Source organism: Hydrogenophaga sp. (assembly GCF_041913525.1).
Lineage (GTDB): Bacteria > Pseudomonadota > Gammaproteobacteria > Burkholderiales > Burkholderiaceae_C > Hydrogenophaga.
Genome location: NZ_JAYSFD010000001.1, coordinates 210,504 through 230,251 on the forward strand (window position 1 = coordinate 210,504; position 19,748 = coordinate 230,251).

Genomic DNA, 19,748 nt, shown 5'->3' on the forward strand with positions numbered 1-19,748 from the left:
CCCGCAGGGCTTTTTGGTCAGTGGCCGATGCGGCCAAAGCTGGTGCGCAGCGGATCGGCCGGGCCACCGGCTTCTTTGCTGCCGCGCCCACCGCCGCCGCCACCGCGCTTCTTGTTGCGGTTGCCGGTGCGCATGGCGTCGATGCTGGTGCGCAGCGGATCAGGCTGGCCACCCGGGTTGCCCACGCGCGGCTTGGGGTCGCGGATGCGCAGGCTGCCCAGGTGGGCGTTCGGGCCGGGTTGGCGCTCATGGCGCTCTTCGCCGTCGCGCTCGGTGCGAGGGCCGCGGTCACCGCGGTCCGGGCGGTCACCGCGCGGCGGGCGTTGGCGCTGCTGGCCGTTGCCTTGCGGGCGCGGGCCCTTGCCCTGTGCACCCTGGGGGCGGGGCTGGCCACCGTTGCGCGGCTGGCCTTCGCCTTGGCCTTCACCGTCTTGGGCGCGCGGGCCACGCTGGCGACCTTGGCCGCCTTCGTTGCCCTTCTTCTCGCGGATGCGCTGCACCATTTCCTGGCGCGCGGCCTTGGCGGCGGCCGCCATCACCTCGCGGCTCGGCGGCTTGCCGGCACCACCCCAGATGGTCTGGCGGCCCATGGCGATGGGCTCGGCCTTCTCGCCGGGCTCAGGCATGAACTCGGGGAAGATCTGCACCGGAATCTGCTGCTTGGTGAAGCGCTCGATGTCCATCATGAAGCCTTCTTCGTCGAGGCTCACGAGGTTGACGGCTTCACCGCTCTTGCCCGCGCGGCCGGTGCGGCCAATGCGGTGCACGTAGTCTTCGCTGACGTTCGGGATTTCGTAGTTCACCACGTGCGGCAGCTCGTCGATGTCGATGCCGCGCGCCGCGATGTCGGTGGCCACCAGGGCGCGAATTTCGCCGCTCTTGAAGCCGGCCAGGGCCTGGGTGCGGGCACCCTGGCTCTTGTTGCCGTGCAGGGCCATCGCCTGAATGCCGTTCTTGGTGAGGTATTCGGCCACGTTGTTGGCGCCGAACTTGGTGCGGGTGAACACCAGCACCTGGCTCCAGTTGTGCTGGTTGATGATGTGCACCAGCAGGGCCTTTTTCTTGCCACGGCCCACGGGGTGGATCACCTGGGTGATGCGCTGCACCGTGGTGTTGCGCGGCGTCACCTGGATGTGCTGAGGGTCCTTCAGCAGGTTGTTGGCCAGGTCGCGGATCTCGTCGCTGAAGGTGGCCGAGAACAGCAGGCTTTGCTTGTCCTTGGGCACCAGGGCCAGCACCTTCTTCACGTCGTGGATGAAGCCCATGTCGAGCATGCGGTCGGCTTCGTCGAGCACCAGGATCTGCACCTGGGACAGGTCAAGGAAGCCCTGCTGCTGCAGGTCAAGCAGGCGACCGGGGGTGGCCACCAGGATGTCAACGCCCTTTTTCATGGCATTGATCTGCGGGTTCATGCCCACGCCGCCGAACACCACGGCAGAGGTCAGCGAGAGGTGCTTGCCATAGTTGCGCACCGATTCCTCGACCTGGGCGGCCAGCTCGCGGGTGGGGGTGAGCACCAGGGCGCGGATGGCCACGCCGCCGAAGCGGTTCTTGCCGCGCTCGGTGGTGGACAGGCGCTGCAACATGGGCAGCGTGAAGGCGGCGGTTTTGCCGGTGCCAGTCTGGGCGCCAGCCAGCAGGTCGCGACCCGCCAGCACCGCTGGGATGGCCTCGGCCTGAATGGGGGTGGGCGTGTCGTAGCCTTGCTCGCGCACGGCTTGCACGATGGCCGGGGCCAGGTTCAGTTCTTCGAAATTCATTGTGTGAAGCGGCACCCTTCCAGGGTGCTGGGGCATCGGCCATGTCGGCCTGCGCGGGGCAGGACCGTTCAGTCGGGGTCGATGAAATCAGGGGATCGGTGGCGGCAACGAGGGGTGTTGCGCGCCCCAGCACAGACGCTGGTGCTCAGCCAACTGAAGTGCAAAGCAGCGCATATTGTCGCACGAGCCGCGGGGTCTTGCCGCGTCGGCCCGACGCCCGGGTCAGCCGCCCAGGGGGCACCTGAGCCCCAAACGGGGATAATCCCGGGTTTTGCGCGCCCGGCGGGCGCCTTTCCGAACAGAACTACCCACCATGGCCCAATACGTCTTTTCCATGAACCGGGTCGGCAAGACCGTGCCGCCCAAACGCCAGATCCTCAAGGACATCTCCCTGTCTTTCTTCCCCGGCGCCAAGATCGGCGTGCTGGGCCTCAACGGTTCGGGCAAGTCCACCCTGCTGAAGATCATGGCCGGCATCGACAAGGAGATCGAGGGCGAAGCCATCCCGATGCCTGGCATCAAGATCGGCTACCTGCCGCAAGAGCCTCAGCTCGACCCCGAGCAGACCGTGCGCGAAGCGGTGGAAACCAGCATGAGCGGTGTGCGCGCTGCCCAGAAGCGCCTGGAAGAGGTGTACGCCGCCTACGCCGAGCCGGACGCCGACTTCGATGCCCTGGCCGCCGAACAGGCCGAGCTGGAGGCCATCATCTCCACCGCCGGCACCGACAGCGAACACCAGCTCGAAATCGCTGCCGATGCCCTGCGCCTGCCACCTTGGGACGCCAAGATCGGCGTGCTGTCCGGTGGTGAGAAGCGCCGCGTGGCGCTGTGTTGCATGTTGCTGTCCAAGCCCGACATGCTGCTGCTGGACGAACCCACCAACCACTTGGACGCCGAGTCGGTGGAATGGCTGGAGTTGTTCCTGCAACGCTTCCCCGGCACCGTGGTGGCCATCACCCACGACCGCTACTTCCTGGACAACGCCGCCGAGTGGATTCTCGAACTCGACCGGGGCCATGGCATCCCCTACAAGGGCAACTACTCCACCTGGCTGGAGCAGAAGGAAGCGCGCCTGGAGCAGGAGCAGCGCACCGAAGACGCCCGCATGAAGGCGATGAAGGAAGAACTCAAGTGGGTGCGCTCCAACGCCAAGGGCCGCCAGGCCAAGAGCAAGGCGCGCCTGGCCCGCTTCGAGGAACTGAGCGACGTCGATTACCAGAAGCGCAATGAGACCAATGAGATCTTCATTCCCGTGGCCGAGCGCCTGGGCAATGAGGTGATCGAGTTCAAGGGTGTCACCAAGTCTTTTGGCGACCGCGTGCTGATCGACAACCTGAGCTTCAAGGTGCCGGCCGGCGCCATCGTCGGCATCATCGGCCCCAACGGTGCCGGTAAGTCGACGCTGTTCAAGCTCATCACCGGCAAAGAGCAGCCCGACGCTGGCGAGGTCACCATCGGCAAGACCGTGAAGATCTCGGCCGTGGACCAGAGCCGCGATGGCCTGGCTGGCGACAAGACCGTGTGGGAAGACATCTCGGGCGGTCTGGACCACATCACCGTGGGCAAGTTCCAGATGCCCAGCCGCGCTTATTGTGGCCGTTTCAACTTCTCCGGCGGTGACCAGCAGAAGCTGGTGAAGAACCTCTCGGGTGGTGAGCGCGGCCGTCTGCACCTGGCCAAAATGCTGGCCGAGGGCGGCAACGTGCTGCTGCTGGACGAACCCTCCAACGACCTTGACGTGGAAACCCTGCGCGCACTGGAAGAAGCGCTGCTGGAGTTCGCCGGCTCGGCCCTGGTGATCAGCCACGACCGCTGGTTCCTGGACCGCATTTGCACCCACATCCTGGCCGCCGAAGGCGACTCGCAGTGGTACTTCTTCGACGGCAACTACCAGGAGTACGAGGCCGACAAGAAGAAGCGCCTGGGTGAGGAGGGCGCCAAGCCCAAGCGCGTGCGCTTCAAGTCGCTGGGCTGATCGGCATGGCGAGCGAAGCCGATGTGATCGCCGCCACGCGCGAATGGGTGGAGAAGGCCGTGATCGGCCTGAATCTCTGCCCCTTCGCGCGCTCGGTGTGGGTGAAGAACCAGGTGCGCATCGTGGTGAGCACGGCGCGCCATGTGGACGGCCTGCTCGACGACCTCGACCGCGAGTTGGACCTGCTGGCCAGCACGCCAGCCGAGGAGATCGACACCACGCTGCTGGTGCACCCCACCTTGTTTCCCGATTTCCTGACCTTCAACGATTTCCTTGACATCGCCGACGAGGTGGTGGCCGAGCACGATCTGGAGGGCGTGATCCAGGTGGCCAGTTTCCACCCCGATTACCAGTTTGAAGGCACCGAGCCGGACGACATTTCCAACTTCACCAATCGCTCGCCTTTCCCGACCCTGCACCTGCTGCGCGAAGACAGCATCGAGCGCGCGGTGGCCACCGATGCCGGTAACGCCGACGAGATCGTCGAGCGCAACATCGAGACCTTGCGCCGCCTGGGCCTGGCGGGCTGGCAGGCCCTGTGGGCCAAACGCTGAACTGGTGGCTTTTTTCACAGGTCCTCAATCCATTGCGTGCAGTTATCGCGATGACAATTGCATCGTGACCCATGTTGCGGGTCTCGGAGAGATCAGCACCATGCCCCAAGCGCAACCCCAAGTGTTTGAAGCCTGTTTGAGCGATGCACTGTCGCGCACGCGAGAGTGGATGCCCAGGTGGTTGGACCAAGTGCACGCCGGGTTGCGAGAGCGTGAGGTAACGGCGCCAACCGCCCTGGAAAAGCAGGCCCTGGCCAGCGCTCGGGTGGCCTTGACCGAACACCGAGATCGCGTCATTACCCAGTACCTGGTCAGCCTGGCCGAGGCCTTGCACATCGGCGATGCCGACGCAGGGCGAGGCCAACCCACCACGTCGTTCGGCTTCGATGACTTGGAGTTGATGGGCGACGACCAAGTGCAGGAAACGGTGGAGTTGGCCCGCTTGCAGCAAGTGGTCAGCATGACCGTGGAGGAGCACGAAGGTGCCTTGGTGGCTCTGCTGTGCGGGGCGCTCGGGTTGCGCGAGGTGCGCCCCGAGGCGGTGTCGTTGCAGGCCGATGTGTTTGTGCGGGCGCTCATGGACACCCTCAAGCGGCTGCATATCTCGCCGGCTGCTCGCTCGCGTTGGCTTCAGGCGGGCGCCATGGCCCTGGGCGCCGAGTTGGCGCAACTGTTCACCCACTTGGCGCAGCAGCTTGCGCAGGCGGGGGTCAAGCCAGCGGTGTACGTGGTCAGTCCCCCGCCCGTCAGTCCCAGCCGCCTGATGGCGTCGTCCGGCGGGCGTGAGGCGGCGCCGTTGCCCACCGGGCTTTCAGGCGAGGGCTTGCTCACACTGGATCATTTGCATCAGTTACTCGTTGGCAACTTGGACCGTTCTTCGTCCAGCGCGGAGACCGGCGGCATGGCGCGCAGCCTGGCAGGCGAGGTGGTGAGCCTGATGCTTCAGCAGATCGCCGCTGACAAGCGCCTGCTGCAGCCGATTCGGGAAATGCTGATGGGCATGAAGCCCGCCTTGCTGGCGCTGGCGCGCAACGACCCCCGCTTTTTTGCCGACCGGCAGAACCCCGCCCGCAGGCTGCTGGACGCCATCACCGAAGGCAGCCTGGCCTACACCAGCGAACTGGACGACGCCTATGCCGGATTTGCTCGCGAGGTGCGGGCGATCGTGCAAGCGCTGCTGGCCCCTGGCGATGACCTGTCGGAACGCTTCCAGGCTTTGCTGGAGCGGCTCAAGCGGTACCAAGTTGAAACGGCGCCGCCGGATCAGATGAAGGCGCGTGGTCAGGCCATGCAGACCCTGGTGAAGGTAGAGCAGCGAAAGCTGCTGGCCGAGCGCGTGGCCAATGAGTTCCGCGCGCGCCAAGACTACCCCAAGGCTCCCGGTGTCGTGCGACGCTTTCTGACTGGGCCGTGGGCCCAGGTGGTAGCACACGCGCGCATGGCCGACAGTGCCGGCATGCCCCTCACGCCAGCCGATTCACCGGCGATCCGTTACACCGACATCCTGGGCGATCTGTTGTGGTCCAGCCAACTGGCGCTGGCCAGCCTTAACCGGCCCCGACTGGTCAAGATCATTCCCCGTCTGCTGCGCACCCTGCGCGAAGGGCTGGACAGCATCGGCTACCCGCGTGAGCAATCGGAGGCCTTCTTCCAGGCGCTCATGGGGCTGCATGAGGCGGCTTACAAGACGCAGCGCATCGAGCAGCCAGCCGATGACCCGAGCAGCCGGCACAGCGAGGAAGACGCCGCGTTGTGGATGCAGAGCCACGAGGCGCAAGAGACCAACTTCCTCCATGACTCGGCCCCTGCCGAGTCCACGCAGCCGGCTTTTGCCGACACCCTGCCTGTGCAGCGCGACTGGGCCGACGTGAAGGCTGACCTGGCCGCCCGCACCGTGACCCACCTGGTGGTGGGCAGCTGGTTTGACATGTGGAACGATGGCCTGGCCCTGCGCTGTCAGCTGACCTGGGCCAGCCCACACGGCACCTTGTTTTTGTTCACCACGTCCAACGGGCGTTCCATGTCCATGACCCGTCGCAGCCTCGACCGCTTGGTGGAGCAAGACCGGTTGCGCCTGATCGCGGCGGCTGGCGTGGTGGACGAGGCCCTGGATGCGGTGGCCCGTCAAGCCTTGCTGAACTCGGGCAAATCGGGCGAGGCCTGATCGGCTGCCGGCGCCTCACGGGCGCGCAGCAGTTTTTTGCGCACCAGGTGGATGTTGCTGCGCAGGGCGTACAGCTCGTCGGTGTAGCTCAGCGGCACGACCACGTGCTCCACCTTGGCCTCCAGCGCGTTCACTTCGCGCAGCAGTTCGTCCACGGCGACCTCGCCCGTTTCTTGGCGCTGTTCGATGTCGCGCAACTGTGCGTACCAGCGGAACACCCGTGAGCGGATGCGGAAGGTGTACAGCGGCGGCACCACGCGCGACAGGGGCAGGGCCAGCGCCAGGATCAGGCCCATGGCCAGCCACATGCGCTCGATCAGGTTGGCCAGCCAGAACGGCAGGTGGCGCTGCAGAAAGGGCGGGCCGCCTTTGATGGCGCGTTCGGCTTCGGTGGCGATGGGCACTTCGCTGTGCTCCAGGTTGGGGTATTGGCGTGCTCGGCTGAACCAGCCCGCCCGGCCATGCAGCTCGGTGGCCGTTTGCGCAAAGAGTTGCAGCACGGCCGGGTGGGTGCCGTTGTTGGCCAGCAGGCTGGTGGTGGTGGCCACCAGCTTCACGTCGCGGCTGGGCAGGTTGTTCGCCAGGTCCACCATGCCCTGCGGCATGAGCACCGGGGTGAGGTAGGGCAGGCGGCGCGAGTACGCCTCGCCTTGGGAAAAGGGCAGCAGCTTCACGCCCGGCGTCTGCAGCAGCATCTGCACCATGGGCGACTCGGGGGCTGAGGCGAACACCAGCGCATCGAGCCTGCCGTTCAAAAAGGCCACGGTGGCCGGGGTCTGGTCCAGCTCGCTCAGCCTGAGGTCTTTCTCGGTGAGGTGGTTGATGTCCAGCAAGGTGGCGAACAGGCGCGGGACGCCGCTGCCGGCCGAGCCCACGTTGACGCGCCAACCCTTGAGGTCACTCAGACCGTCGAGGCGGCCGCTGGGGTGTTGCTGGCGAGCGCGTGCCTCTCGGTAGAACAGCCAGAGGGGCTCGACGAACAGGCTGCCCAGCGAGACGATGGCTTCCTGGTCGTCGGCGCCGATGTCGGCGGTGCCCCCTTGCACAAAGCCCAGATCGGCCTGTCCGCTGCGAATCAGCGCGAGGTTGTGCGACGAGCCGTCCGACGCCAGCAACTCGACGCGAATGCCTTCGCGCTCAAGGGCCTGGGCGTATTGCCGGCCGAAGGTTTCGTAGGCGCTTTGCGCCGGACCGGTGGCCAGCACCACGGTCTTGGGCGGGGTGGGGTCTAGCCACCAGTAGGCCAGGGCGATCACCCCCACGGTCAGCAGCGCGAAGGGGCCGGAAGACAGCAGCATCTCGCGCAGCGAGATGAGGGTGTAGCGCAGGGTTTTGGGCATGGCGGCACGTTATCACGCAACCGTGGCCCTGCTGCGCCCTGTTGCCCTGCAGAAGGGGCGTGCACCCCCTGCGATCAGCCGCCCTTGCGCTGCAGTCGGAAGATTCGCACCGCGTCGTTCATCACGGCCGCCTGGGCAGTGAGCGAGCTGGCCGCAGCGGCCAGTTCCTCGACCATGGCCGAGTTCTGCTGGGTCACGGCGTCGAGCTGGCCCACTGCCTGGTTGATCTGGGCAATGCCCATGGACTGCTCGTCGGTGGCGCCGGTGATGTCGGTGATCAGGCCGTTCACCTGCTCCACCGCCGTCACCACCTTGCTGATGGTGGCGCCGGTGTCGTGCACCAGTTGGCTGCCTTGCGTCACCTTGCTGGCCGACTCGTCGATGAGCACCTTGATTTCCTTGGCCGCGGCCAGGGTGCGCTGCGCGAGCTGGCGCACCTCGCCGGCCACCACCGCGAAGCCACGGCCTTGCTCCCCGGCGCGAGCCGCCTCCACCGCGGCGTTGAGCGCCAGGATGTTGGTCTGGAAGGAAATGCCGTCGATCACCTGGATGATTTCGCCGATGCGCTGCGAGCTTCGGTTGATGTCGTCCATGGTGCTCACGACCTGTTCCATGGCCGCGTTGCCTTCGCGCGCCACCTGCGCAGCACGCATGGCCAGGTGGGTGGCCTCGCGCGAGCTGTTGGCGCTTTGCTGCACCGTGCTCGTGAGCTCCTCCATCGAGGCCGCGGTTTCCTGCAGGCTGCTGGCCTGCGACTCGGTGCGGGAGGACAGGTCTTGGTTGCCGGCGGCAATCTGGCTGGAGGCGACTTGCACGCCTTCCACCTCATGGCGAACGTCAGACACCACGGCTTGCAGGTTCACGTTGAGCTGGTTGAGGGCGCGCGCCAGTTCACCGAATTCGGCCTTGTGCTGCACCTGGAAGCGCGCGCTCAGGTCACCCGCGGCCATTTGGTTGGCAAAGCCCACGGCCTCTTTCAGGGGCGTGACCACTTGGCGGCGCATCAGGGCCGCACCCACCAGGGACACCAACAGAAGCGAGGCGCAGGCCGCGGCCAGGCCGGTGGTGCCGAAGGGGGCAGCCAACGCGCCGGCGACCAAGCCGGCGGCGGCCAGGGCCACCGCGCCGAAGCCGAGCTTGCGACCCACGGTGAGCTGAAAGCGTTGGCGCAATTGGCCCACGAGGCCAGTGCTCACCACCGCCCCACGGTTGAGGGCCAGGCTGGCGTGCCCGTTTTGCGCCTCCTGGCGCATCCGGGCGTAGAGCGCCTCGGCCGCTTCGATCTGCTGGCGGGTGGGCTTGGTGCGCACCGACATGTAGCCCACCACCTGGCCGTTTTCCATCACTGGCGTGGCGTTGGCCATCACCCAATAGTGGTCGCCGTTCTTGCGCCGGTTTTTCACCGGGGCCGACCAGGGCGAGCCGCTTTGCAAGGTGGTCCACATGTCGCGGAAGGCCTCGACTGGCATATCGGGGTGGCGCACGATGTTGTGCGGCTGGCCCATCAGCTCTTCCCGGTCATAGCCGCTCACGGCGATGAAGGCCGGGTTGCAGTAGGTGATGTGGCTCTTGAGGTCGGTGGTAGAGACCAGGGTGACGCCGTCTGGAATGACGAACTCTTTCTGGGTGACGGGCAGGTTGTTGCGCATGGGGGCTCCAGGTCGGCGGTGGTGGATACCCTCCGCCGGTATTTACCCTGATATCGACCGCCCAGAAGAAAACCTAAAGCGACAAATGACGGCCACTTGACGGTCATTCGTCGCTTGTCCTTGGTTTTTTAGCGAATTGGTTCCAAGGAGGTGGCGGTGTATGCACCGTTTAGTTGTTCGGCGGTGAATTGCACGCGATCGCCCACCTTCAGGCCCTTGAGCTGGTTCGGGTCTTTCACCACGAACACCATGGTCATGGGGGGCATGTCCAGGTTGGGGATTTCGCCGTGCTTGAGGGTGACCTTGCCGGCGGCCAGGTCGATGCGGCGCACCTCGGCCTGGGCGAGGGTAGGGGCCTTGGCGGGGCTGGCGGGTGCGGTCGGTGCGGACTGCGCCACGGTGGTGTGGGCGCTGTGGGCGTCGTGGCTTTGTGCCTGAGCCTGAAGCGACAGGCCCAGGGTGAGGGCGATGGAGGCGACGATGGTTTTCATGGGCAATGCCTTGGGGTGATTCACGATTTGAAATACGAGGCGTAAACGCGGGCCGTGCCGTCGCGCTGCACCAGCAGCACGTCGTAGGGGTCGCGGCGATTGCCGTACACCTCGCCGTCCATGCCCGGGCTGCCCACCGGCATGCCGGGCACGGCCAGGCCAATCGCATCGGGCTTCTCGGCCAGCAGGCGGCGAATTTCGCGCGGGTTCACGTGGCCTTCGATCACGTAGCCGCCGATGCGCGCGGTGTGGCACGAGGCGTACTTCACGGGCAGGCCCAGGCGCTGGCGCATGGCGGTGTTGCCGGTGTCGAACACCTGCACGGTGAAGCCTTCGGCTTGCAGGCGCTCGACCCAGTCGTGGCAGCAGCCGCAGTTGGGGTCTTTCCAGACCTGCATCACGGGCAGGGGGGCAGGGCTTGGGTTTTTGGCCTGGGCGCTGGCCAGGCCCGGCAGGGCCAGGGCGGTGGCGGCCAGCAAAAAGCGGCGTCGGTTGGTGCTCATGGGGGTCATCCTTTCGGGTTCACGCGGATGGTGCCGCGCATGCCGGCCTCGAAGTGGCCGGCGATCAGGCAGGCGAACGCGAATTCGCCGGGGCGGTTGAAGGTCCAGACAATGTCGCCGCGCCGCCCCGGGGGCACGTGGGCCATGTAGGGCTCGTCGTGCTCCATGCCGGGATGCTTTTTCATCAGATCGGCGTGGGCGGCCAGTTCTTCCGGGGTGCCGATCACGATTTCGTGCATCACGCGCCCGGCGTTCACGGCGCGCAGGCGCAGGGTCTCGCCCTCGCTCACCTCCAGGTGGCTGGGGCTCAGGCGCATGTCATCGGTCATGCGGATCTCCACCGTGCGGCGGGCCTGCCGCGCGTCGGCGGCGATGCCCCAGGGCTTTTGTTCGCGAACCACCGGGCCCTTGGCCTGGTGCGGCTTTTCGCCATGGGCCCAGGCGGGCAGGGCGGTGGCCAGGGACAGGGCGGCCAGGGCGGTGCGTCGGTTGGGGTGTGGGCGCTTCATGTGGGGGGTGCTCATCAGTGGTGGGCCGAGTGGTCGTTGGCGCCAGGCTTGCGCACGGTGGCGTTGGCCTTGTCGCTGGCTGGCGCGGCAGCGGGGCGGGTGGGTTCAGGGGCCTGGCCGGTGTCCACCAGTCGGGCCTGGGTGCCGGCGGGCAAGGCGTAGTTGCCGGGGTCGCGGTAGTCGTTGGCGCCCAGGTCGGCCCGCACCTTCAGCGTGGTGAACATGCCGCCCATCTCGATGGGGCCGTAGGGGCCGGTGCCGGTCATCATGGGGAAGGTGTTGGGGGGCAGTTCCATTTGCATCTCGCCCATGTCGGCCATGCCGCGCTCGCCCATGACCATGTAGTCGGGGCTGGCGCGCTGCAGGCGGCGCACCAGGCCGCTGTGGTCGGTGCCGATCATGGTGGGCACGCCGTGGCCCATGGCGCCCATGGTGTGGTGGCTCTTGTGGCAGTGCATGGCCCAGTCGCCGGGCTCGTCGGCGATGAACTCCAGCTGCCGCATCTGGCCCACGGCCACGTCGGTGGTCACCTCGGGCCAGCGCGCGGTCTTGGGCACGGGGCCGCCGTCGGTGCCGGTCACCTCGAACTCGATGCCGTGGATGTGGATGGGGTGGTTGGTCATGGTGAGGTTGCCCACGCGCACCCGCACGCGGTCGCCCAGGCGGGCCACCAGGGGGGTGATGCCGGGGAACACGCGGCTGTTCCAGGCCCAGATGTTGTGCTCCAGCATGGTGTTCACCTGGGGGGTGAAGCTGCCGGGCTGCACGTCAAAGGCGTTGAGCAGGAAGGCGTAGTCGCGCTGAACCGGGGCGATGTGCGGGTGCCGCCCCTTGGGGTGGGTGATCCACAAGCCCATCATGCCCATGGCCATCTGCACCATTTCGTCGGCGTGCGGGTGGTACATGAAGGTGCCGGGACGGCGCGCGGTGAACTCGTACACAAAGGTCTTGCCCACTGGAATCTGCGGCTGGTTCAGGCCGCCCACGCCGTCCATGCCGTTGGGCAGGCGCTGGCCGTGCCAGTGGATGGTGGTGTGCTCGGGCAGGCGGTTGGTCACGTAAATGCGCACCCGGTCGCCTTCGACCACCTCAATGGTGGGGCCGGGGCTCTGCCCGTTGTAGCCCCACATGTTCACCAGAAAGCCTGGGGCCATTTCGCGCACCACCGGCTCGGCCACCAGGTGGAACTCCTTGACGCCGTTGTTCAGGCGCCAGGGCAGGGTCCAGCCGTTGAGCGTGACCACGGGTTGGTAAGGGCGGCCCGCACCGGTGACGCCAGGCGGCGTCCAGGGGCCGGCGGTGTCGGCGGAGGTTTGTTGCACCGCCTCGGGCAGCGCGGCCAGGGCCACGCGGCTCACGCTGGCGGCCGCCACGGCGGTGGCGGCACCGGCGAAGAAGTGTCGGCGTTGGAGGTTCATGGTCAGTGTCCTGCGGCGTTGGCGGCCGGGGCGGCCGCAGAAGAAGAGGCGGGCTCGCGTCCGGCGTGGTCGGCACCGGCCAGCACGGCCTGCCAGTTGGCCTGGGCGAGCCAGAATTCGGCGCGGGCCTGCAGGGCGGCGTCCAGGCTGGCCAGGCGATCGCGGGCGCTGGCCAGCAGGTCCCAGGTGCTCAGCAGCATGCCGTTGTAGCGCTGCAGCGTGTCTTGCTCAATGGCGGTTTGCAGTTGGCCGATCACTTGTTCGGCGTGGCGGGCGCTGGCGTGGCGCAGCGGCACGGCCGCCCAGGCCAGGCGCGCATCGGCGCGGCGCTGGGCACCTCGCCGCAGCAGCTCGGCCTGCGCCTGCACCGCGTTGGACAGGGCGTGGTCGTTCACCAGCGTGCGGTCGGTCAGCTCGGGGGCTTTGCCCTGGGCTTGTGCCTGTGCGATGGCGGCGTCGGTGGTTTGTTGCCAGGCGGCCCAGCGCTCGGCGGGCACGGCCTGCATGGCGGCCAGCGCTTCGGCGCGTTGCTGCGCCAGGTGCGGGTCGCTGCGCAGCGCGGCGGCTTCGATGTCGGTCACGCGCAAGTCCTTGCCGGGCAGGGCTTGCTCAGGCAGCGCCGGCAGGCCATCGGGCAGGCGCTGGGCCAGGGCCTGAACGGCAGCCGCGTCCCACAGGCCGAGTTTTTGCGCCAGGCGCTCAAGGGCTTGCTGGGCGCGCGCCTGCGCGTCGGCCGCGGCTTGCCAGGCGCTGGCTTCCACCAATTGCTCGCGCATCAGTCGGGCCTGGGGCCAGTTGCCCGCCACTACCATGCGGCGGCCCAGCTCGGTGCCCACGCGGGCAGCTTCCAGTGCCTCTTGGCGGTAGCGCGCGCTTTGGGTGGCCGCGATGGCGTCGATCCAGGCCGCTTGCACCTCTCGCACAAAGGCGGCGTGTTCGGCCTGCACCTGGCCACGGCCCAGCGCGTTGCTGCCCAGGCGCACGAAGAGATCGGGGCGCGTGCGCAAGGCGACTTGCAGGGCCTCGGCCCAGGTCAGGGGGGGCACCCGCCGGTCGGCGGCGGCGGGCGGCGCGGGCTCTTGCTTGAGCAGGTCAACATGGCCGCGTGGGAACTCGGCCACGCGGGCGTTGGCGCGGCGCCAGATGGCCAGCGCCTCGGCGGCATCGGTCGGCAGGGGCGGGGCGCTGGCGTTCACCGGTTCGGGCAGCGCCGGGATGGCCGGGGCGGTGCTGGCCACGTTGGGGTTGGTGGCAGAAAGCGCCAGTTCGGCCGGGTTTGACTGGGCCTGGGCCGCGCTGGCCAGAAGGCCGGCGGCCAGCGCCAGGGGGCGCAGGTCAATGGGCGGAAAGCTCCGCCGCCATGGGGTCATGTGGGTCTCCTGAGATCACGAAAGCGTTCGCCTCGACGCCGCTGTTGGCGGTTTTCGGGCGCACCTAGGGTGTGAAATCTCAGGCGATGGGGGGTTTGCGGTCGCGTTGCGGCTCGACGCTGGCGAAGTGCTCTTGCGAAATGACGCGCAGGGGGTGGGGCGCCGTGTCGGTGGCCAGCATCGGGACGGGTGGGTGCAGCGCGGGCACGTTGCACAGGTCACAACTGAGGTGGCTGTGGTGCGGGGCCTGGTCGGCGTGGGCGGCCTGGCCATGGCTGTCGGCGTGCGTGGCGTGCGTGGCGCTCGAACTGGCCTCGGGCGCCGCTGCCTCTTGGCAGTCGTGCACCAGCGCCGCCACCACGGCAGGTGCCTCGGGGGTGTGGGCGAGCCGCTCCAGCGCCATGGCGTCGCCCACCCAGCCGCGCAGGGGCAGCAGGGCGATCATGAGGGCGACGATCCAGAAGCGCATGGTGCGAATGATACGGGCGGGGGTCTTGAGGTTCCCGGTCCGGGGGTATGCGCTTGTGTCAAGAGGCGCGGGCGCGCTCGGCGTGCAGGGCCAGCTCGCCCCTTGCCTGGCGCAGCACCGACCAGCCGGCGCTGATCGCCAGCGAGGCCATCACGGCGGCCACCAGCAGGTCGGGCCAGGCCGACTGGGTGCCAAACACGCCCAGGGCCGCCAGCATCACCGCCACGTTGGACAAGGCGTCGTTGCGCGAGCACAACCACACGCTGCGCATGTTGGCGTCGCCGGTGCGAAAGGCGTACAGCATGAAGGCCACGCCGGCATTCACCAGCAGGGCCACAAAGCCCACCACGCCCATGGTCATGGGCTCGGGCACGGTGCCGCTGCGCAGCACCCAGATGGCCTTGGCCACCACGAGCAGGCCGTAGGCCAGCATCGACGCGCCCTTGACCCAGGCCGCGCGGCTGCGCCACACCACGGCCATGCTCAGCACCGCCAGCGACAGGCCGTAGTTGGCCGCGTCGCCCGCGAAATCGACCGCGTCGGCCAGCAGCGAGACCGAGTTGGCGCTGAGGCCGGCGCCCAGTTCCACCACAAACATGCCCAGGTTCAGGACCAGGGCGATCCACAGGGCGCGTCGCCAGCGTGGGTCGGTGGTGGCATCGGGTTGGTCGTCGTGGCAATGGTCGTGGGCGCAGGCCATGGGGTTTCCTGAAGTTGGGGTTGGCGGCGAAATCGCCTGAGTGCCATGATTGGAAACCTTCAAGCCACTACAAGGTCAAGCCCGTGCGCGAACCGATTGACGATACCCCTGTGCACCGCATTGGCGAAGCCGCGCGCCGCAGCGGCGTGTCGGCTGCCAACATCCGCTACTACGAGCGCGAGGGCCTGTTGCCCACCCAGGCCCGGGGGGCCAATGACTACCGCCTCTACAGCGAGGCCGACCTGCACCGCCTGCGCTTCATTCGCCTGTGCCGGGCCATGGACATGTCGCTAGACGAGGTGCGCACCCTGCTGGACCTTGACCTGGGCAACAAGGCCGACTGCGCCACGGCGCGCAGCGCGCTGGACGAGCACCTGGCCCACGTGCGCGCCCGCCTGAGCGAATTGCGGGCGCTGGAGCGCGACTTGCGCGCGCTGCGCGAGCGCTGCGACGGCTCGGGCGATCACTGCCGCATCATCGAGGCGCTGCACCAGCGGGCCGATTCGCCCTTGCCCAAGGCGGGTGCGGGCGCTCGCCGGCACGTGTGAGCGGCTCAGGCGCGCAAGGCTTGCTCGGCCTTGTCGAGCCAGAGCTGCAGGCTGTCGAGCAGGTCGCGCTGGCTGAATGAGCAACTTTCGGCGTCGAACAGGGCGCTTGACTCCAGTCGGTCCAGCAGGCCGTGCAGCACCGGCGCGAACTTCGGCGGTAGGGCGGCGATCAGCTCGGTGTGGGTGCGCGCTTGCTGGCTGAAGGCGTGGGCACCGAGCTTGCCCTCACGCAGGGCGACCAGGTCTTGGGCCAGGTGTTGCAGGGTGGGCAGGTGGGTGTGCAGGCTCATGGTTCGGCGCGCGCGGTGCGCGAGGAAGTGGCGGGCAATGACACCACCGGTGGCAAGGGCTGGTTGCGCTGGGCCAGCACGTGGCGAAGGCGGTCGGGGTAGTCGGTGATGAGGCCGTCCACACCCCAGTCCACCAGGCGCTCCATGTCAGCGGGCTCGTTCACCGTCCAGGGGATCACGTGCAGGTCGAGGTCGTGTGCGCGCTCAATGGCCGCGCGGCTGAGGTTGCCAAAGTGCGGTGACCAGATGCGCCCGCCGGCGGCCGCCACCATGGCGGGCACGTCGTCGTGGTCGGCCAGTTTCAGGCCCAGCGTCCAGTCGCCGCTGCTCACCGTGTCAAAGCGCGGCAAGTGGGCCGTGAGGTAGGCGCGGGGCAGCTCGGGTGCGAGCTTCTTGGCCACTTGCAGCGTGCGCCAGTCAAAGCTCTGCAGCGTGGTGCGCTCTGCCACCCCGTGGGTCTTGATCACCTCGATCACGGCCCGCGTGAGCGCGTCAGGCGAGGGCGACTCGTCGGGCTTGAGCGGGTTCACCTTGGTCTCGATGTTGAAGCGCACCTGCGTGGCGCCCAGCGCCTTCACTCGCTCAAACACCGCCGCCAGCGTGGGGATGCGCTCACCGTCGCGCGGCTCTTGCGCGGCAAAGTCTCGGGCGTAGCGGCTGGCCGGGTGGATGCGGCCCACGTCCAGCGCCTGGATGGCCTGCAGCGGCTGCCGCCAGAACGGCTGGCCCCGTGCCTTGAGCCACTGCCCCTGGGCATCGCGGGTGATGTCGGGGTTGGGCGTGGTGTCGTGCGTGACCACGGGCACGCCCTCGGCGCTGAGCGTCACGTCCAGCTCCAGTGTGCTCACGCCCACGGCCAGCGCGCGCTCAAAGCCCGCCAGGGTGTTCTCAGGCGCCAGGCCCCGCGCGCCCCGGTGGCCTTGCAGATCAAAGGCCGACGCGGGCGCGGCCATCAGGCCGAGCAGCAGCGCGACGGCCGTGGCGGCGTGGGCCAGGGGTGGGGCAGGGCGTTTCATGGGGCCGGATGGACGTGGATCTGGCGCGCATTCTGCCAGCCTGGCCGATGCCCCCCAGGGCATTCCCGGTGGTGGGCTTGGGGTCAGCTTTCTATGCTGAACGCCTGCCTTTTCACCGGAGCCGACGTTCATGACTTCCCCCGTTGCGCAGACCCTGCACCACCGCGCCTGGCCGCGCCGCCTGCCGCACCGCATCGAGCCGCCGGCCACCTCGCTGTGGTTCAACCTGCAGGTCAGCGCCACGCGCTACCCCGACAAGCCGGCCCTGGTGTTCTTTGATCGTCACGTCACTTACGCCCAGTTGCAACAACAGGCCGAGGCGATGGCCGCGCACCTGCGGGCAAACGGCGTGCAAGACGGCGACCGCGTGCTGCTCTACCTGCAGAACTGCCCGCAGTGGATCGTGGCGTACTACGCCATCCTGCGCGCCAATGCCGTGGTGGTGCCGGTGAACCCCATGAACCGGGCCGACGAGCTGGGCCACTACATCACCGACCCCGAGGCCCGCGTGGCGGTGTGCGCGGCCGACCTGGCCGGTGAGTTGCTGCAGGCCAATGCCGCCGTGCCCGAGGCGCATCGCCTGCGCCACCTGGTGGTGACCCATTACGCCGACGCCATGGGCCCGCAGGCCGAGGTGCCCGAGGTGTGGGCCACGTGGCTGGGCACGCGCCACCCGCGCCCCGATCTGCCCGGGGGCAGCGTGGCCGACTGGGCCGAGGCCCTGGCGTGCCGCGAGGCCCTGCCGGCCCACAACCGGGGCCCCGACGACCTGGCCGTGCTGCCCTACACCAGCGGCACCACCGGCCTGCCCAAGGGCTGCATGCACCCGCACCGCACGCTCATGCACAACGCCGTGGCGTGCAGCCTGTGGAGCAACGGTGCGCCCGACAACGTGCAACTGCTGGTGGTGCCGCTGTTTCACATCACCGGCATGGTGGTGGGCATGCACGCGGGCCTGTACGCCGGGACCACGCTGGTGCTCATGCCGCGCTGGGACCGTGAACTGGCCGGGCGGCTGATCTCGCGCTGGCGCGTGACGCACTGGACCAACATCCCCACCATGGTCATCGACCTGCTGGCCAGCCCGAACTTCGCGCGGTACGACTTGTCGAGCCTGGTCTACATCGGCGGCGGTGGCGCGGCCATGCCAGCCGCCGTGGCCCAGCGCCTGTGGGAGCAGTTTGGCCTGCGCTATGTGGAAGGCTATGGCCTGACCGAAACCGCCGCGCCCTCGCACAGCAACCCGCCCGATGCGCCCAAGCAGCAGTGCCTGGGCATTCCCTTTCTGAGCACCGAGGCGCGGGTGATCGACCCCGAGACCCTGACCGAGCTGCCACCAGGCGAGGCGGGTGAGATCGTGATCCGAGGCCCGCAGGTGTTCGAGGGCTACTGGCGCCGGCCCGAGGCCACGGCGGCCGCCTTCATCGAGCTGGAAGGTCGCCGCTTCTTTCGCACCGGCGACCTGGGCCGGGTGGACGACGAGGGCTATTTCTTCATCACCGACCGCCTCAAGCGCATGATCAACGCCAGCGGCTTCAAGGTGTGGCCGGCCGAGGTGGAGGCGCTGATGTTCAAACACCCGGCCATTGCCGAGGCCTGCGTCATTGGCACCCGCGACGCGTACCGCGGCGAGAGCGTGAAGGCCGTGGTGGTGCTGCGCGCCGAGGCCCGTGGGCAGGTGGACGAGGCCAGCGTGCTGGCCTGGTGCCGCGAGCACATGGCGGCCTACAAATGCCCGCGCAGCGTCGAGTTCGTGGACGCGCTGCCCAAGAGCGGCAGCGGCAAGGTGATGTGGCGCTGGCTGCAAGAGCAGGAGGCGGCGCGGCAGGCGCAGGCGGCGTGATCTCGGCCGTGGCTGGTGGCGTGGATGGGTGTGGGGATTCACACCCTGACATGTCTGCAATCTTGTGCGGGGGGCCCGACGATTGAGCGCTAGGCGGCTGGCTTCGGTGCATCAGGGCCGCCATAGGCCGCAAATCCAGGCCCAGCAAGGCCCCATGGCGTTGGCACGGTGATTGCGGAGGTGTGTGCAGACACTGTTGTTGGTGTCTTGGCATTTCCTCAGCTCTCATCTGGAGTCACCCATGTTCAAGTTCGCGAAATCGCCGCGCCCACACGGTCGGCGCGCTGCGCTTCTGGCGCTGTCGGCCCTGTCTCTCTCGCTGGTGAGCCTGCCTTCCCAGGCCGGCGACACGCTGGCCAAAGTGATGTCGGAGAAGAAGCTCACCGTGGGCTACATCCCTTACGACGACCTCACCCGCCGCGACCTGGCGTCCGGCAAGGTGGTGGGTTTTTTCCCTGACCTGATTGAGGCGATTGCCAAAGAGGTGGGCATCAAGCCGGAGAACATCACCTACGTGGCCACCGACTGGAGCAACTTCGCCGTTGGCTTGCAGGCCAAAAAGTACGACTTGAGCATCGCCGGCACCTTCAAGACCATTCCGCGCGCCAGTGCCGCCGCCTTCACCCGCCCTATCTTTTACCTGGGCAACTCGGCGGTCATTCGAAAGGGCGATCCGAAGCTGGCCAAGGCCAAGAGCGTGATGGACTTGGACAAGCCCGACGTGACGGTGTCGGTGGTCTCGGGCGAGCAAAGCCACGATTTCGTGAAGAGCAACTTCAAGAACGCCAAAGTCACGGTCATCAAGTCGGCCGATCTGGCCACTGGCTTGATGGAGGTGACGGCCAAGCGCGCCGACGTGGCGCTGTCCGACCACTACGTGGTGCGCTCTTTCGTGGCCAAGAACCCCGGCACCGCCGACCTGTTCGCCGCGCAGCCCTGGAACGTGCAGCCCATTGCCTGGGCCGTTCGCGCCGATGACAGCGAGCTGCTGAACTTCCTCAACGCCTCCATCGACTACCTGGAGAGCACCGGGCGCCTGAAGGCCCTGATGAACAAGAAGGAGTACGCCGATGTGCCCTTCATGACCGTGCCACTCAAGCTGGAAGCCGCCAACTGAGCCCGCGGGCCGGGGCTTGCTCCGGCCCTGCG

Annotated in this window: 18 protein-coding genes; 6 read left to right on the forward strand and 12 right to left on the reverse strand. The window is 67.8% G+C overall.

The window, feature by feature from the left end; translation table 11 throughout:
- Nucleotides 1-17 precede the first annotated feature (17 nt).
- Nucleotides 18-1,760 carry a DEAD/DEAH box helicase gene (locus tag ACE3RQ_RS01040; protein ID WP_374519030.1) on the reverse strand — a complete coding sequence of 581 codons (1,743 nt, stop codon included), beginning with the start codon at nt 1,758-1,760 and terminating at the stop codon, nt 18-20.
- A gap of 313 nt (nt 1,761-2,073) precedes the next feature.
- Here ACE3RQ_RS01040 and ettA point away from each other — a divergent pair, with 313 nt between their 5' ends.
- The 3 genes from ettA to ACE3RQ_RS01055 all read left to right on the forward strand — a co-directional run bounded on the left by ettA (nt 2,074) and on the right by ACE3RQ_RS01055 (nt 6,453).
- Complete coding sequence (gene ettA / locus ACE3RQ_RS01045) at nt 2,074-3,735, forward strand: energy-dependent translational throttle protein EttA (protein ID WP_374519032.1); 1,662 nt, start codon at nt 2,074-2,076, stop codon at nt 3,733-3,735.
- Between the two features lie 5 nt (nt 3,736-3,740).
- Nucleotides 3,741-4,289: a DUF1415 domain-containing protein gene (locus tag ACE3RQ_RS01050; protein ID WP_374519034.1), complete on the forward strand. Its 549-nt coding sequence runs from the start codon at nt 3,741-3,743 to the stop codon at nt 4,287-4,289.
- 100 nt (nt 4,290-4,389) lie between these two features.
- On the forward strand, nt 4,390-6,453 hold the full coding sequence (locus ACE3RQ_RS01055) for a DUF1631 family protein (protein ID WP_374519036.1): 2,064 nt from the start codon (nt 4,390-4,392) through the stop codon (nt 6,451-6,453).
- Here ACE3RQ_RS01055 and ACE3RQ_RS01060 read toward each other — a convergent pair.
- The 9 genes from ACE3RQ_RS01060 to ACE3RQ_RS01100 all read right to left on the reverse strand — a co-directional run bounded on the left by ACE3RQ_RS01060 (nt 6,414) and on the right by ACE3RQ_RS01100 (nt 14,902).
- Nucleotides 6,414-7,793 (reverse strand): TAXI family TRAP transporter solute-binding subunit, encoded by a 1,380-nt coding sequence (locus ACE3RQ_RS01060; RefSeq protein WP_374519038.1) that lies wholly within the window; start codon nt 7,791-7,793, stop codon nt 6,414-6,416. The genes ACE3RQ_RS01055 and ACE3RQ_RS01060 overlap by 40 nt on opposite strands.
- A gap of 74 nt (nt 7,794-7,867) precedes the next feature.
- Nucleotides 7,868-9,442: a methyl-accepting chemotaxis protein gene (locus ACE3RQ_RS01065; RefSeq protein WP_374519040.1), complete on the reverse strand. Its 1,575-nt coding sequence runs from the start codon at nt 9,440-9,442 to the stop codon at nt 7,868-7,870.
- 128 nt (nt 9,443-9,570) lie between these two features.
- Nucleotides 9,571-9,933, reverse strand: coding sequence for a copper-binding protein (locus tag ACE3RQ_RS01070; RefSeq protein ID WP_374519042.1), 363 nt, complete (start codon nt 9,931-9,933; stop codon nt 9,571-9,573).
- A 20-nt stretch (nt 9,934-9,953) separates the two neighbouring features.
- Nucleotides 9,954-10,436: a DUF411 domain-containing protein gene (locus tag ACE3RQ_RS01075; protein ID WP_374519044.1), complete on the reverse strand. Its 483-nt coding sequence runs from the start codon at nt 10,434-10,436 to the stop codon at nt 9,954-9,956.
- A gap of 5 nt (nt 10,437-10,441) precedes the next feature.
- Nucleotides 10,442-10,960, reverse strand: a complete 519-nt coding sequence (locus ACE3RQ_RS01080; RefSeq protein ID WP_374519046.1) for a plastocyanin/azurin family copper-binding protein — start codon at nt 10,958-10,960, stop codon at nt 10,442-10,444.
- Nucleotides 10,960-12,363 (reverse strand): multicopper oxidase family protein, encoded by a 1,404-nt coding sequence (locus tag ACE3RQ_RS01085; protein WP_374519048.1) that lies wholly within the window; start codon nt 12,361-12,363, stop codon nt 10,960-10,962. Before ACE3RQ_RS01085 ends, ACE3RQ_RS01080 begins: the two co-directional genes overlap by 1 nt.
- Nucleotides 12,364-12,365: 2 nt before the next feature.
- Nucleotides 12,366-13,733, reverse strand: coding sequence for a hypothetical protein (locus ACE3RQ_RS01090; RefSeq protein WP_374519050.1), 1,368 nt, complete (start codon nt 13,731-13,733; stop codon nt 12,366-12,368).
- A gap of 79 nt (nt 13,734-13,812) precedes the next feature.
- The gene (locus ACE3RQ_RS01095; protein WP_374519052.1) at nt 13,813-14,202 is read right to left on the reverse strand and encodes a hypothetical protein; all 390 of its coding nucleotides are present in this window, start codon (nt 14,200-14,202) and stop codon (nt 13,813-13,815) included.
- A 58-nt stretch (nt 14,203-14,260) separates the two neighbouring features.
- On the reverse strand, nt 14,261-14,902 hold the full coding sequence (locus ACE3RQ_RS01100) for a cation transporter (protein ID WP_374519054.1): 642 nt from the start codon (nt 14,900-14,902) through the stop codon (nt 14,261-14,263).
- A gap of 83 nt (nt 14,903-14,985) precedes the next feature.
- Between ACE3RQ_RS01100 and ACE3RQ_RS01105 the strand changes: the two genes are divergently transcribed.
- Nucleotides 14,986-15,450, forward strand: a complete 465-nt coding sequence (locus ACE3RQ_RS01105) for a Cd(II)/Pb(II)-responsive transcriptional regulator (RefSeq protein ID WP_374519056.1) — start codon at nt 14,986-14,988, stop codon at nt 15,448-15,450.
- Nucleotides 15,451-15,455: 5 nt separating this feature from the next.
- Here ACE3RQ_RS01105 and ACE3RQ_RS01110 read toward each other — a convergent pair whose 3' ends face one another.
- Both ACE3RQ_RS01110 and ACE3RQ_RS01115 read right to left on the reverse strand, forming a co-directional pair.
- On the reverse strand, nt 15,456-15,740 hold the full coding sequence (locus ACE3RQ_RS01110; RefSeq protein ID WP_374519058.1) for a hypothetical protein: 285 nt from the start codon (nt 15,738-15,740) through the stop codon (nt 15,456-15,458).
- Nucleotides 15,737-16,756, reverse strand: coding sequence for a glycerophosphodiester phosphodiesterase (locus ACE3RQ_RS01115; RefSeq protein WP_374519060.1), 1,020 nt, complete (start codon nt 16,754-16,756; stop codon nt 15,737-15,739). Before ACE3RQ_RS01115 ends, ACE3RQ_RS01110 begins: the two co-directional genes overlap by 4 nt.
- Nucleotides 16,757-16,886: 130 nt before the next feature.
- Between ACE3RQ_RS01115 and ACE3RQ_RS01120 the strand changes: the two genes are divergently transcribed.
- Both ACE3RQ_RS01120 and ACE3RQ_RS01125 read left to right on the forward strand, forming a co-directional pair.
- Nucleotides 16,887-18,599 (forward strand): long-chain fatty acid--CoA ligase, encoded by a 1,713-nt coding sequence (locus tag ACE3RQ_RS01120; RefSeq protein WP_374519062.1) that lies wholly within the window; start codon nt 16,887-16,889, stop codon nt 18,597-18,599.
- 241 nt (nt 18,600-18,840) lie between these two features.
- Entirely contained in the window at nt 18,841-19,716 is an 876-nt protein-coding gene (locus ACE3RQ_RS01125; RefSeq protein WP_374519064.1) for a substrate-binding periplasmic protein, read from the forward strand.
- Nucleotides 19,717-19,748: the final 32 nt, after the last annotated feature.